The following is a 13,894-nucleotide window of genomic DNA, read 5'->3' as shown; positions in this document are numbered from 1 at the left end:
AAAAAACAGTCATATTATACAAAAATAATATTAAGTGAGTATTAAGTGATCCATGGTGGGGCTTGTAAAATGGTTCAATTATTTTCTCAAAATGTTTTATATATATGAATATGGTGTCTATTTATTTTCAAGTAATCCCTTTGTTTTTCTGGGTAGTCTTTTTTTTCTAAAATTGATTTTAAAACTCTTAATTCAGATTTAAAAACAGGAATAAATTTTTTATCTGTCATATGCATATAAATATAGCTTTTTTTTAAATTTATCTTTGTAATATAAATACAAACTTGATATTCATATGTGCTATGTACCCATTTATAGATTATGCAGGCCGTTGACTCATCGATTTTCTTGATTTTAGTATCTAAACTATAACGAGACCTTGAGCGAATTTCATAATAACCATGTTTTGTTGCAATTATAGATTGATGGCAAGTCCATAGAGGCATGTTTTTTTGTTGGGCTACAAAATTTACCAATCTAGACATTGGTTTGTGAATTTCTATACCGACTTCCATTGGCACCTCTAAATCGCCTTTTTTATACTATCTGCAAGTCTTTTCATGTTTTGTTCAGTAAAGTCCTCTTCTTCGGTTGCAGAATTCGGTGTCCTTTCTATTAATTCGATAAAATATCCAGCATAATTTTTTGTAATAAAAAATTGTTTTAAACCACTTATCGGATCAAGAATAATCTCACTGGAAGTCGTCTCTATTTTATGGTTTACACAAAAGTCCCACTCAGATTGTATATCGTTAACTTTAAATGCTATATGATGAATTCCGGGACCATATTTTTTTAAATATTTATGAAATACTGTGTCCTCATTCATCCCCTGTGTCACAACACAAAATATTTTTTTATTGTGAGGTAGCAGCAGGATACAATTAGTCATATCATAATCTGGAGCAACAACTGTGCCGGTATTAATAAGTTTTTCATATTTGTACTTAAAGCCCAAGTAATTTACATGAAAATCAGCCACTTTTTTTGCATCTTCAACTATTAAGGTGTAGTGATCCATATTTCCTAGTGTAAGACAACTTTGTTTATTTCTGCCCATACAATCTCCTCGTTTAAATCTATTAATAAATTGAAAATCCTAGAGAATAAATATTATTCGGATCAAATGTTTTTTTTAGCTTTAAGAATTCTTCCCAGCAAGAACCATAATGATTTGGCCAACTTAAGGTTTTTAAAGAATCACAAGGATAACGACATGCTCCAAGTGCAAGCGCTTTTTTATAGAAATCCATGATCAGATAAGAAAATTGCTTGCTTGCAAGTGTATTCATATTTCGAGATAAAATACCTAATAAAAAACAATAAGTTGATTGAGGCTTTATAAAAAAGGGGCTTTTTATTACCGAGCTTTTCAGAGGAATAAATAGGATAGTACCAAATCCTAATTGCTCATAGCTTAGTTGATTAAGCAAAGTATAAAACAAGTCTAGGCATTTTTGATTATAGGGAAATAGTAGAGTAGCTTCAGTATGAGTAGAATCTTGTTTTTCTAAACCAGGATCTAAAATGGGTGGAATTCTATAAAGATAATCTTTAATAGAAAAGGATTCTTTAAGGCAATCTTTAAATATAGGGGGGGATGAATTTGATGCAGAAAATTCTGTAACCTCTAAAATGGCTAGCCATTTAGAGCGAGAAAAGTCTTTGTGGTAAATTTTTTTATAATCACTCCCTAGTCGCCGTTTAATTAATTCACTCTTGTTACACTCAAAGTGCGCAATTATTGCATCAACTCTGGTTTTCTCTATAAGCTCAAAACTATCTTTAAAAAATGTGTCAAAATTGGTGTAAATTTGTTTATACACCGTACAATTTGTAGGGCTTTTTCTTAAGGTCATTTCAACGCTAGTTATAATCCCAAATTGGCCTAACCCTGCGCGTGCTGCGTTAAACAATTCAGAGTGATGGGTCTTGTCCATTCTATAATGCTGTCCAAATTTTGTAACAATAGACGCTTTAACAAGATAATCAGATTGAATTCCATAACGGAAAGAGGCACTCCCAATACCTCCCATAGATATTGTTCCGCCGAGTGATAAGTCCAACCAATCTGTAAATACATAGGGCATTAGTCCATAATTTAAACAGTAGTTAATTAATTTTCGCCAACTTACCCCAGAATCAGCATTTATGCAGTAAATGTCATTTTTAGTCTTTTTTAAACTGTGAATACGATTTAATTTTTTTATATTGATTAAAATTCCTTTATTAGTTTCATGCTGGTTACCTGTTGAATGACCAAAGCCTTTTACGGCTATAGGCATTTTATATGTGTTTGCAAGTTTTACAATTTTAAGAATATCATTCCTGCTTTCAGGTTCGACAATAAGGGTTGGAGGGTTAAAAGGGCCTCCATAATTACAGGAATACGAAATTAGTTGCCTTGGCTCAGTAATGCATTTTATTTTTTGATTCTGTAAATCCTTAAGGATGGGCAACATAACTTTCGCTCCTTTACGGTAAATTTAGTTTATATAGAGATATTCTTCAAATTTTTTTATCTCTACATGTTAAGAAGCGGCCAGTTTTCACTTCAGGTTGGCCATTCTCTTTATAAAGGCGGACCTTATCCCAATTATGCGCTCCTCTAATCAGTCAGGACTTACGAAAAACCCCAATCTCTTTGTTAAAAAATGTTTTTAATTCGGTCATTTAGTCTATCTAAACTCCCTCATTAAAAACATTTTTTGCCTCGACCTTGAGATTTTTCGTAAGTCCTGTCAGTGTTTACTCGCGAATTGAACACTCTTAGAGCATTTCCGGCATCTCTATATCCTGCATCTATTCTCCTTCCGAGAGTGTCGGAAGAAAAATCAAAGGGGGCGTTTACATTCTCGGGATCTTTGTTTTCAATATAAAGGATATTTTGAATGTATTTATAGTTTATTAGACGTTGATACCCTGGCAATTGCTTGATAGGACTATCAATGGGGACAATCTGTTCAATTTCATTGATTACTTCGATATATTCATTAATTTTTTCCGTTAATTCTTTATTAAAGCGGATCTTATTAGAAAATTGAATTTCAAAAATCCTGTCAAAAACATCAATCATATTTTTGGGTATTTGGCCTTTGCTTGGGAAAAGATTAATTACAATAATTTGCTTTTCTACGCTAGGATCAGGATTAAGGCTCTCTAAAACAGGGGAGAGCGGTGTGTTTTCAAATAAGCCGCCATCCCAATAACAGGTGTTTTTTATCGTGGTCATAGGGAAACCAGGAGGTAAACTGCCGCTTGCTAAAACATGCAGTGGAGTAATTTCTGTTCGATCATTACCTTGATTCGAAAAGGTTTTGACTTTTCCTGTTGCAATATCGGTTGCGGTAAGAATTAGACGCATAGACGAGTTATTTACTTTTTTAAAATCAATGTATTTTTCTAATAGTTGTTGCAAAGGTTTGGTGAGGTAAAAGCAAGTCCAATCGGCTAAATTCCAATAGTCAGTGCGCGGGTAGAAAAAGGACGGATTTCCGAATAAGGCTAAATAAGAAGCGAGTTTATCATTCAGAAAAGGGGAAGAAAAAAGAGCAAATTCGTTCCATATTGCTTCAAGAGTTGCAATAGGCTCATCTTTGGCTCCAACTAAGGCTATTGCATTAATAGCACCTATAGAAACCCCTGAAACAATATCTAGTGAAAATTGAGGCTCTTCATAGAGACGTTTTAAGGCGCCAAACTCATAAGCTCCTAGTGCACCGCCTCCTTGCAGCACCATCCCTGTTTGTTTCATGATATCCATTCTTAATATCGATTGAATCTAATCCTTAAGTATAGATTATTTTCATTAACTCGAAATTGCAGCAAGTTCATAGTGTAAATTATGTTTCTAATTAGAGATCCACATGGGGAATCTTTCGATTCTTCATATCACCGATCACTATAACCGCTGGTTTTGCATCAGTCTGAGTATTGGTGCCATCCATACCTAGAAAATCATCATAGGAAAAAGCGTAGGAATTTAAATAACTAGTTTGTGGATGATCTATATTTTTATCGAAACTCAACGCATGCATGGCCTCAGAATACACATTGATGCAGGGTGCATCTTTTGTAGCACCACATTGATTGATAATGTAATCCACCGAATTTTCAACATTGTTAAAGTAGTATTTGAGTAGTTGTTGCATTTGTTGTTTATTTTTGAAAACCGGGTTACCTAGTGAATCAAAGAAATCCTTACCAATGAAGGCAGATTCTTTGCGCATCAACATGCCCGAAACAATAGCAGAGGTCAGATCGCGCGCAATGGTTGAATCTACAGCGTTTCGATTATAAAAAGGTGCTTGTGCTCCCATTAATATTGAATTGCTGGCTTGTGGTGAACTTAGATTATAAGACAACGATTCAGAGCTTGAGCCCCCATCCGGTGAAAAGACTAATGTTTGAGTGTTCGGTTCAAAAGTACCTGACCAGATACCTTTATTCAATTCGCTTAAATCAATTTTAATGGAACGATTGATAGCGGAAGAATAGTATTTACTAAGCTCATTGATATAGTTTGTAAAATATCCATTAAATCGATTACCAAATCTTCCAGGAGCATCAACTCGCATTAATACATTTGCTGAATTATATACCACCAGACTGGACCATTCAGAATTGTTCCATCGTAGAGCGCATTCGGGAGAGTTTATTGTTTCACCTGCAGCACGACAAACAATGGTTTTCATATTTTTAATGACACCATCTAGGCCGCCCGCATGTCCATACTCGTGACCCGCTTGTTGAATCGTATAGGGGATAGCAATAAAATCAACTCCTGTTGGGTTAATAACCGTTTCATCACTGGTGCTGTAATTAAACTCAACCTTATCAAAAAGCGTTCCATTTGTAGTCGTTTCGGGATTATTTACATCAGGTTGTTTTGGAGTCAGGGTATTCTTTTCTGTAGGCATATCCAAGGCATTTCCAAAAGAAATATAAACTCTACCAGAAGTAAGATGTGGAATGCAGGCTTGAGCTATTCCTCCTGAACTGGGAATTAATTCTGACAATGAAATACCGTAGTCTTTCCCATTCATATTGGCATCATTAATATCAACAAGTGTGCCCACTTGATTTCCATCATTAAATTTCACGTAAGCATGTTTGTTTGTTGTAGGATCAATACCCAAAACTACGATATACGTATTCTTATTTTCAATGCTTGTATTGTTCGTTTTTGATAAGTCAAAGCGAACCGACATTCCGCCGCCCTTACATGAGTTTTGTGCGAAAGCACAGTTACTTATAGCCAATAAACCAGTCAAACCGAACATTAAAGCGTTCATTCTGTTCATTTTGGATATTTTCATTGTATACCTTATTTATTTGGAAATATTTAATGCATAATGCGCATTAATTAGTTTGAAATTTTATTTTACACGTCTTTTTGCAGTAATTGTACTCAGTAAATCAAATTAATGAGCATAAGGTATATAGCATATTATTCTTAAATACGAAAATCCCTGGAAGTAAGCAAGGTTAAATAAACTCTAAGATTACGCTGTTATTGTTTGACAGTAAGGATACTTCGTGAAAAAAATATGGAGGAGATAAGTCCAATTCTTCGGTGGTAATGCGGCTATCATATTACTCATGATTCATCTATATTTATAGATGGGAGTCGAAAATGAAATTAAGTAAAAAACTGTGTTTTATGCTGGCTTATTTGTTGGTGATATTGCCTTTTATTGGTTTTTATTTTGGTAATTTTTATACTTTCCTCCCATTTTTTATATTATTTACCATGGTTCCTTGGATGGATGTTTGGTTAGTTGATCCCAGCAATCCTGATAGCACTCAAGAACACGTATTACTAAAAGACAAATATTTCAAACTTCTTACTTGGATATATGTCCCTTTGCAATGCTGCTTTGTAATTTATGCCGCTTATTTGGTTGCACATGTTCCTTTAACAGCAATAGAGTTTATTGGGTTTAGCTTATCAATAGGGCTCTTAACCGGTGGAATTGGAATTACTCTTGCTCATGAGCTCATGCATAAAAACTCCATGATAGACCAACTCTTAAGTAAAATTTTATTAGTCACTGTATGTTATGGTCATTTTTTTATTGAACATGTCCGCGGTCATCATGTTCACGTGGCCACACCCAAAGATCCTGCGACATCTCGATTAGGAGAAAGTTTGTATCACTTTTTACCAAGAACAATTATCGGCTCGTTTCGTTCTGCTCTGAACCTAGAGCGTAAGCGTTTAAATCGTCTAGGGTATCCATGGTACCATTTAACCAATCAATTCTGGTGGATTATCAGTATGCCGATTATTCTGGCAACTGCTCTTTTTTATTTTGGCGGATGGATGGTCCTTCTTTTCTTTATTATTCAGTCTTTGACCGCCTTTATTTTGCTGGAAATCATCAACTATATCGAACATTATGGTCTGGAACGTAAAAAACTCGCCAATGGAGCCTATGAGAACGTTTCAATTCAACACTCTTGGAATGCGAGTCATTGGCTTAGCAATATGCTTCTATTTCACCTGCAAAGACATTCTGATCATCATGTTCACGGAGCACGTCCTTATCAGTTATTAAGGCATATCGAGACAAGTCCCCAACTTCCTTCAGGTTATTTAGGAATGATAATCCTAGCTCTTTTCCCTTCACTCTGGCGGAAGGTAATGGATAAGCGAGTACTCGCTCATCGCTCGAAAAATTAGTGAATTTTATCTTATGGGGTTTATCAAGAATAACGCCTGAGCCTTAGGCTCAAACTCTGGAATTTATAATAATTAATTTGAATAAACGCGAAACAAATTTTGGATCAATGGAGTATTCATTAGATAGAGATTCATAAAACTCCAAATTCTTTTTTTCTTGCTCGAGATCGATAATTTGTTTCCCTTCTTTTCTTATTAATGTGCCCATTTTTTTACATAGATCCTGACGAAGAGCGATATATCTAATAATGTCATGATCTATGTTTTGAATTTGCTCTCTTAATTGTTCGATTGTTGACATATGTCGCTCTAAGTTCCGTATCACTCAGTCCAATGACGGATTAAATAGCCATGTTCCAATTGATTGACCTCTTGTATATTAGCAGCAATTCGAACAACATGACCACTACCTGGGGCACGATTGATTGAATATCCCTCGGTGCTTTCAATGGCTTCAAGTCTAAAAATGAGATTACCATTTGGAAGCATGATTTCAAGAGTATCACCAAGAGCAAATTGATTTTTTACTAATACTTCAAGCAGTTGTTTACTGCTGTCATAATTAAGTAATTCACCTACAACCTGCTGTTTAATACCCGTTTCATTGCGATCTTTATAACTTTGATATTCTTCCGGAACATGACGACGGTAAAATCCTTCTGTGTAACCTCTGAGTGATAGTCCTTCCAATGTATCCATGAGATTCCAATCAAAGGGGTTACCAGCAACCGCATCATCGATGGCTTTTCGATACAATTGAGTCACGCGAGCCACATAAAAGTCTGATTTAGTACGACCTTCTATTTTTAAACAATCAATACCCATTTGTGCAAGTGTTTCAACATGTTGAATTGCCCGTAAATCTTTTGAGTTAAATAGATAAGTACCATGTTCGTCTTCTTCGATGAGATTCATTTCTCCTTCACGCTGAGGCGATTGTTCAAATAGAAAAGTATTGGGTTCTACATGTGTATTACCCCATTCATCTTCTGTGCCTTCTTTAATATTATATTTCCACCGACATGAATTGGTGCATGCTCCTTGATTCGGGTCGCGGTGATTAAAATAGCCGGATAAGAGACAACGTCCCGAATGGGCCATACATAACGCGCCATGCACAAATACTTCTAATTCAATATCTGGACAATTTTCTCGAATTGCCTGGATTTCTTTCAAAGACAACTCTCGAGATAAAATAATTCGCTCAAGACCAATAGATTGCCAAAATTTTACGGCGGCAGAGTTCATCACATTAGATTGTACTGACAAATGAATCGGCTGATTGGGCCATTTTTCTCTAACCATCATAATGAGGCCCGGGTCTGTCATGATTAAAGCATCTGGACCGGCTTCAATCACTGGAGCAAGATCATCAAGGTAAGTGTTTATTTTATTGTTGGGAGCAATGATATTACTTGCGACAAAAAATAGTTTGCCTTGGGCGTGAGCTTCACTAATGCCCAACACCAATTTATCATGGGAGAATTCGTTATTTCTGGCTCGTAGACTATAACGAGGTTGTCCTGCGTAGACAGCATCTGCTCCATAGGCAAACGCTCGTCGCATACGCTTTAAAGAACCTGCAGGAGATAATAATTCTGGAGATTTCATATTAACTGTTTAACCCTTATAAAAATAAATCAATGAACATTTTGTTTGGTAAGTGGCCAAGAAGCGTCTTAAGAAGATAATTCCATCTTGTTTGACTTTCTGGCCATAAAAGAACAGCAGGGATTACATTGCCATCATGTTCATGTCCATCTTTTCATATAAATTATACATTATCCACATAGTACCTATTACCAATACCAACACCACAACTAAGGTGAAGAGAAAACTTAATAAATTCCAACTTGTTTTTGAATTTGTATTTAAATGGAGAAAAAACACAAGTTGCACAAAAAGTTGTATTATAGCAAGAACCCCTACTGCTATGTATAAGATTTTTGGAGGCAGGGCAGAAGAGGCAACCAAATAAAACGAGAACAGCGTCAAAAGAAGTGAGGCAACAAAACCAATAGTATAGGATTGATATGTGCCATAGGACGCGCCTGTATCTGCATCTAAAATAAGTTCATGTTTTGACATTTTAAATTGCTCCCATCAAATAGACGACTGAAAAAACAAAAATCCAAACAATATCCAGAAAATGCCAAAACAAACCGAGACAAGTAAATTTTGTCTTGGTGATGGGGGTAATACCATGCACATTAATTTGAATTATAATGGCTAACATCCAGATAAGTCCTACGGTGACATGTAATCCATGGGTGGCAACTAAAGTAAAAAATGATGATAAAAATGCACTTTTAGTCCATGTATGGCCTTCTAAATATAAATGCCGAAACTCATAACTTTCCATTGCAATAAAACAAAGACCCAAAACAAGAGTTACCCACATCCATCGGGTCACTTTCTCTGAGGAGCTACTCTCGCGAGCGAGCATCGCAAGACCATAAGTAAAGCTGCTGGTTAATAGTAGTAACGTTTCAGTTAAGACAAAGGGCAGACTAAAAAGTTCCTTGGCATGCGGCCCACCGAAAGTATGGGTATGAAGAACGGCATATACTGCAAATAAGGAGGCAAATAATATGCAATCCGTCATAATGTATATCCAAAAGCCGAATACATTTTTAGAGCCATCAAAATGATTATCATCGATATGAGTGTCTCGTTCTGCCGCGTGACTGCGAAGCTGGGAATGTTTGTCGCTACTGGATCCTGTTAACATGTCACGAGTAGTGGTCGGAATTGCGGTCGAGGCCTGAATATCTTTTATTAGCGTATTACTCATCATTAGCTTCCTACAATAGATCGTTGATATTTAATTTCATTCGCTTCCACTTCATTTGCAGTGATATGATAATCCGTGTCGTAATTAAAAGATCTCATTATCAGAGATAGGACAATGCTGCCAAGGCCTAATAGGACGAGCCACCAAATATGCCATACCATGGCAAAACTAAAAATGAACGCAAAGATACCTATAATAAATCCCACTGACGTGTTCTTAGGCATATGGATATCCTGGTAGGTTAAAATCTCTTTATTGGTTTTATCTAATCTATTTATTTCTTTCTGTTTTTGTTCCCAAAAATTATCAATATCACTAACAACGGGGATATGTGCGAAGTTATAAGGAGCAGGGGGAGAGGCTGTATTCCATTCTAAGGTGCGACCATCCCATGGATCTCCAGAAATATCACGATACTTCTCTTTGTTTTTAATGCTCACTATGATCTGTAATACCTGAAAGATAACTCCCAATGCAATGATTCCTGCACCAATGGCCGCTACAATTAAATAAGGTTGAAAACCTGTGGAAGCATCATAATGATACAAACGACGAGTCATTCCCATCCCACCCAGGATATAGAGGGGGGTAAATGCGACAAAAAAGCCAACGAGCCAACACCAAAAAGCGCATTTACCCAGTGATTCATTTAGGGTGAAACCAAACATTTTGGGGAACCAGTACGCCAAGCCAGCAAAATAACCAAACACAACGCCACCAATGATTGTGTTATGAAAATGACCGACTAAAAAAGTACTGTTGTGAACTTGAAAATCAATGCCTGGAACAGCAAGCATGACGCCAGTCATTCCACCAATCGTAAAGGTTACAAAAAATCCCATTAGCCAGTACATTGGGGTAGTAAATCTAATCCGTCCTCGATACATTGTGAACAGCCAATTAAAGACTTTCACACCGGTAGGGACGGAGATAATCATTGTAAGGATTCCAAAAACAGCATTCACGTTTGCACCTGCACCCATCGTAAAAAAGTGATGAGCCCAAACAATGAAGGCCAAAAAAGTAATCACTGCAGTAGCCCAGACCATCGTTTTATAACCAAATAATGCTTTTCGAGAAAACGTTGCAACAATCTCTGAATAAACACCAAATGCGGGTAAAACTAATACATAGACTTCTGGATGACCCCAAATCCATACTAAATTGACATATAGCATTTGATCCCCACCAGCTCCAGTGGTAAAGAAATGCATATCAAGGTATCTGTCTAAACCAAGTAATGCCAATGCAACAGTCAGTACAGGGAAAATAAGCATGACTAGAATTGAAGAACAAAAAGCAGTCCATGTAAAAATCGGTATTTTCATTAAGGACATTCCAGGGCAACGCATTTTAAGGATTGTCACGAAAAAATTTATTCCCGACATAAGGCTACCGATGCCGGAAATTTGGATAGCCCAAATGTAATAATCCATTCCAACTGTTGGACTGTATGCAAGTTCAGAAAAGGGAGGATATGCTAGCCAACCGGCATGAGCGAAATCACCGATCAATAAGGACACATTGACTAATAGAGCACTCACTGCAAAAAGCCAAAAACTAAGTGAGTTTAAAAAAGGAAATGCAACGTCACGAGCCCCAATTTGTAGTGGTATTACGAAGTTAAATAACGAAAACATAAGTGGCATTGCCACGAAGAATATCATTATAGTCCCATGAGCAGTAAATATTTGATCAAAATGCTCGGGAATGAGATAGCCATAGGAATCACCAGAAGCCATAGCTTGCTGAGCCCTCATCATAACCGCATCGATAAATCCTCTAACAAGCATTACTAGCGCAACAAAAAGATACATTTTCCCTATGCGTTTATGATCTACTGTGATTACCCATTCATGCCAAAGATAACTCCATTTTTTGAAATAAGTGATTCCTCCTAACACGGCAACACCGACAATAATGATGAACGTCAGCATTGAAAATATAATAATTTGCTGGCTGATGGGTTCATAAAGATAAGGGAAAACCTCTTGGAGATTACTAAGTTTTCCTAATAATGTTTGTAGCATGACGATTTCCTTTTTGTATTAACTTGGGTACATAAACTTACGGAGAATTTGCTCTATGCTTTTTTATGATCTTTGTTTGGCATCATGTAATGCATAATTATGCTGTCAAATAATCCAGCATCTACACTACCGAAATACCTGGCGGGATCATTAATGGATTTTGGTACCAGCTGCTCCCAAAATACTGATGAGGTCAATTGGTCATGTGACTGTTTGATTGAATCAACCCACTTGGTAAAATCCTCTTGAGAAGTAACTTCGGTGTTAAAGTTCATTTCTGCAAAACCGATACCCGTGTAGTTTGTTGCAAGCCCTCGATAATTTCCTGGAGTATCTGCAATAAGATGCAACTGTGTAGTCATTCCTGTCATTGCATAAATTTGTCCCCCAAGCTGTGGAATGACGAAGGAATTCATAGGTGATGCAGCTGTAATTTTAAAATTGACAGGGGTATCAGTAGGAATTTTAAGATAATTAAGGGTGGCTATTTGATACTCCGGGTAAATAAACAACCACTTCCAATCAAGTGAGACAACCTCAACTAAGACTGGCTTTTTTTGTGAATCAATTGGCTTATAGGGATCTAAACTATGAGTGGTTTTCCAAGTTACTGTACCTAAGATTAAGATAATAATGCATGGAATTGTCCACCAGACTATTTCCAAAATAGTACTGTGGTTCCATTCGGGTGTATATTTCCTATTACTTCCCTCGCGATACCGCCATCCAAACCAGCATGCCATGAAAATAACCGGAATTACGACAATCAGCATGAGTTTAATTGAAAAGATCATTAGATTTAATTCAGTTGCTGCAATTTGCCCTTTAGGTGCTAATGCTCCGGAATTGCAACCGTTTAAAATAAGTAAAATCATTATAAGTAGAACAACACTTACAGGCCTCATTATCCATTTACCTGGAAATCCATACTCGGCTTTATGAATTGGTTGTATCATACTTTTAATTCTCCTATTTTTAGATTCGCAGGCGGTTTTTTTATATTTCTAGGGTTCTAATAAGATATTTACTGTATTATTTTGATGTGTGGAAAATCCTCGATTATGCGGCCTCCTTAAAGGTCATCCACAATTTGTTTTCAAAATCATATAATTTGCAGTTCTTGAAAATATCTAATACATAACGCAACTTAAAATTATATTCATGAAAGTATTCGCCATATTTAGTTTTTAGTGCCTTATGAGCTTGCGGTAAGTTATAAAAAGGAATTCTTGGATCTAAATGGTGAGGTATATGTACCATTATATTGTGTAATAATACTCTTGAGATTTTTGAGGTATGGATAACAGTACTGCAATATAAAGCACCAACAGAATGAGACCATTCAGCTTTTAGATCAAAGAAAGGGACATCGGGATGTGTATGATGCAAATATATAATAATTGAAATAAAATAATTAAAGACAATGAACGGTAAAATTACGGCTATAGCTATACCAACAATACCTCCCGCAAAAATATATGCCAAGACAGACATCATTAGCCCATAAAACAGCACTATAAGTTTACCATTCCGATAATATCGGTTTTGTTGTTTATCTTTACCAGGATTAAAACATAGCATTTGCTCCCACCAGATTCGGCGTAAATAATGGAAAGCACAAGTGAAAAAGCATCGCTCTATCCGATAAAGTACGCGTTGAAAAATGGAGAGTGATTGATATTCAGTACGAGTCAGTGGACGCCATATCCAATCAATTGGAGAAAAAGAGGCAAACCCATGGTGAACCTTATTATGGCCGTAGGACCACATTCGATACATATTTAATGAGGGTAACATCGCAATGGTTCCAAGCACTTCGGAAATTTTAGTGCCTTTGAACAATGCCCCATGTGCCGCATCATGTGCCCAAACAAATAACATTGCTGTAGCTACACCTGAAATCACACCGCCGATTAGCTGTAATTCCAGATGAGAATTAAAAAAGACCAAGGACAGTCCAAACAAAAACAGTGTCAAATCAAAAAAATACCAGAATAACGTCTTGACCTGTGATTGCTTATAACACTCAGTAGGTATGATGGATCGGGCTAATGATGATTTTATTCCCTTTACTTGTTTCCATGATTTATCTGAATGAGCGTTTTTCATAAGATACTACCTTTATAGAATTCCGACTAAAATTGACGGAATTTCCAAGTTGATAAAACCATAAATTGAACTTCTTACTTAAAGATCCAGAGAATCAGACCTTATCGTGAACAATTTTTAGTAAAATAGTTATAGATTTGCATTAAAAAAATAGTGATCAGAAAATCCGATAATTGCCGGTATAAAGCCGAATGATGCAGCCTATAATCTTTTTTTAGGTATTTTAATTAAATTTTTTTAGATGACATTGATCTACATCATGGAAAAGTAAATAAC

At 36.2% G+C, this 13,894-nt stretch carries 13 protein-coding genes; 1 reads left to right on the top strand and 12 read right to left on the bottom strand.

What is annotated here, in order from left to right; genetic code table 11:
* Nucleotides 1-86: 86 nt before the first annotated feature.
* From DGG96_RS09190 to DGG96_RS09170, 5 genes are all read right to left on the bottom strand, one after another.
* A complete protein-coding gene (locus DGG96_RS09190; protein WP_126955395.1) occupies nt 87-515 on the bottom strand; it encodes a hypothetical protein in 429 nt (142 codons plus the stop codon).
* An 8-nt stretch (nt 516-523) separates the two neighbouring features.
* Complete coding sequence (locus DGG96_RS09185) at nt 524-1,060, bottom strand: VOC family protein (RefSeq protein WP_110142427.1); 537 nt, start codon at nt 1,058-1,060, stop codon at nt 524-526.
* A gap of 22 nt (nt 1,061-1,082) precedes the next feature.
* A complete protein-coding gene (locus DGG96_RS09180; protein ID WP_110142426.1) occupies nt 1,083-2,462 on the bottom strand; it encodes an FAD-binding oxidoreductase in 1,380 nt (459 codons plus the stop codon).
* A gap of 233 nt (nt 2,463-2,695) precedes the next feature.
* The gene (locus DGG96_RS09175; protein ID WP_110142493.1) at nt 2,696-3,754 is read right to left on the bottom strand and encodes a patatin-like phospholipase family protein; all 1,059 of its coding nucleotides are present in this window, start codon (nt 3,752-3,754) and stop codon (nt 2,696-2,698) included.
* A gap of 100 nt (nt 3,755-3,854) precedes the next feature.
* Entirely contained in the window at nt 3,855-5,294 is a 1,440-nt protein-coding gene (locus DGG96_RS09170) for a beta-1,3-glucanase family protein (protein WP_233590546.1), read from the bottom strand.
* Between the two features lie 341 nt (nt 5,295-5,635).
* Between DGG96_RS09170 and DGG96_RS09165 the strand changes: the two genes are divergently transcribed.
* Nucleotides 5,636-6,685 carry an alkane 1-monooxygenase gene (locus DGG96_RS09165; protein ID WP_110142424.1) on the top strand — a complete coding sequence of 350 codons (1,050 nt, stop codon included), beginning with the start codon at nt 5,636-5,638 and terminating at the stop codon, nt 6,683-6,685.
* A gap of 49 nt (nt 6,686-6,734) precedes the next feature.
* Here the strand turns inward: DGG96_RS09165 and DGG96_RS09160 are convergent, their stop codons facing one another.
* The 7 genes from DGG96_RS09160 to DGG96_RS09130 form a co-directional block, all read right to left on the bottom strand.
* The gene (locus tag DGG96_RS09160) at nt 6,735-6,986 is read right to left on the bottom strand and encodes a chorismate mutase (protein ID WP_110142423.1); all 252 of its coding nucleotides are present in this window, start codon (nt 6,984-6,986) and stop codon (nt 6,735-6,737) included.
* Nucleotides 6,987-7,006: 20 nt separating this feature from the next.
* A complete protein-coding gene (gene trhP / locus DGG96_RS09155; RefSeq protein WP_110142422.1) occupies nt 7,007-8,296 on the bottom strand; it encodes a prephenate-dependent tRNA uridine(34) hydroxylase TrhP in 1,290 nt (429 codons plus the stop codon).
* Nucleotides 8,297-8,419: 123 nt separating this feature from the next.
* Complete coding sequence (gene cyoD, locus DGG96_RS09150; protein ID WP_110142421.1) at nt 8,420-8,773, bottom strand: cytochrome o ubiquinol oxidase subunit IV; 354 nt, start codon at nt 8,771-8,773, stop codon at nt 8,420-8,422.
* Between the two features lies 1 nt (nt 8,774).
* Entirely contained in the window at nt 8,775-9,482 is a 708-nt protein-coding gene (gene cyoC, locus DGG96_RS09145) for a cytochrome o ubiquinol oxidase subunit III (protein WP_233590542.1), read from the bottom strand.
* A complete protein-coding gene (gene cyoB / locus DGG96_RS09140; RefSeq protein ID WP_110142420.1) occupies nt 9,482-11,509 on the bottom strand; it encodes a cytochrome o ubiquinol oxidase subunit I in 2,028 nt (675 codons plus the stop codon). Before cyoB ends, cyoC begins: the two co-directional genes overlap by 1 nt.
* A 53-nt stretch (nt 11,510-11,562) precedes the next feature.
* Nucleotides 11,563-12,465 (bottom strand): ubiquinol oxidase subunit II, encoded by a 903-nt coding sequence (gene cyoA, locus DGG96_RS09135; protein ID WP_233590540.1) that lies wholly within the window; start codon nt 12,463-12,465, stop codon nt 11,563-11,565.
* 103 nt (nt 12,466-12,568) lie between these two features.
* Nucleotides 12,569-13,618 carry a fatty acid desaturase gene (locus DGG96_RS09130; protein WP_110142419.1) on the bottom strand — a complete coding sequence of 350 codons (1,050 nt, stop codon included), beginning with the start codon at nt 13,616-13,618 and terminating at the stop codon, nt 12,569-12,571.
* Nucleotides 13,619-13,894: the final 276 nt, after the last annotated feature.

The sequence above is a fragment of the Legionella qingyii genome (genome assembly GCF_003184185.1).
The sequence above is the reverse complement of the archived record's forward strand: the minus strand, read 5'-3'. Positions and strand labels throughout refer to the sequence as shown.

Excerpts from the sequence above, each read along its gene's own strand:
- DGG96_RS09190 (WP_126955395.1), bottom strand. The coding sequence starts at position 515 with ATGGAAGTCGGTATAGAAATTCACAAACCAATGTCTAGATTGGTAAAT.
- DGG96_RS09180 (WP_110142426.1), bottom strand. The coding sequence starts at position 2,462 with ATGTTGCCCATCCTTAAGGATTTACAGAATCAAAAAATAAAATGCATT.
- cyoA (WP_233590540.1), bottom strand. The coding sequence starts at position 12,465 with ATGATACAACCAATTCATAAAGCCGAGTATGGATTTCCAGGTAAATGG.
- trhP (WP_110142422.1), bottom strand. The coding sequence starts at position 8,296 with ATGAAATCTCCAGAATTATTATCTCCTGCAGGTTCTTTAAAGCGTATG.
- DGG96_RS09185 (WP_110142427.1), bottom strand. The coding sequence starts at position 1,060 with ATGGGCAGAAATAAACAAAGTTGTCTTACACTAGGAAATATGGATCAC.
- cyoD (WP_110142421.1), bottom strand. The coding sequence starts at position 8,773 with ATGTCAAAACATGAACTTATTTTAGATGCAGATACAGGCGCGTCCTAT.
- cyoC (WP_233590542.1), bottom strand. The coding sequence starts at position 9,482 with ATGATGAGTAATACGCTAATAAAAGATATTCAGGCCTCGACCGCAATT.
- DGG96_RS09165 (WP_110142424.1), top strand. The coding sequence starts at position 5,636 with ATGAAATTAAGTAAAAAACTGTGTTTTATGCTGGCTTATTTGTTGGTG.
- DGG96_RS09130 (WP_110142419.1), bottom strand. The coding sequence starts at position 13,618 with ATGAAAAACGCTCATTCAGATAAATCATGGAAACAAGTAAAGGGAATA.
- DGG96_RS09170 (WP_233590546.1), bottom strand. The coding sequence starts at position 5,294 with ATGAACGCTTTAATGTTCGGTTTGACTGGTTTATTGGCTATAAGTAAC.
- cyoB (WP_110142420.1), bottom strand. The coding sequence starts at position 11,509 with ATGCTACAAACATTATTAGGAAAACTTAGTAATCTCCAAGAGGTTTTC.
- DGG96_RS09175 (WP_110142493.1), bottom strand. The coding sequence starts at position 3,754 with ATGAAACAAACAGGGATGGTGCTGCAAGGAGGCGGTGCACTAGGAGCT.
- DGG96_RS09160 (WP_110142423.1), bottom strand. The coding sequence starts at position 6,986 with ATGTCAACAATCGAACAATTAAGAGAGCAAATTCAAAACATAGATCAT.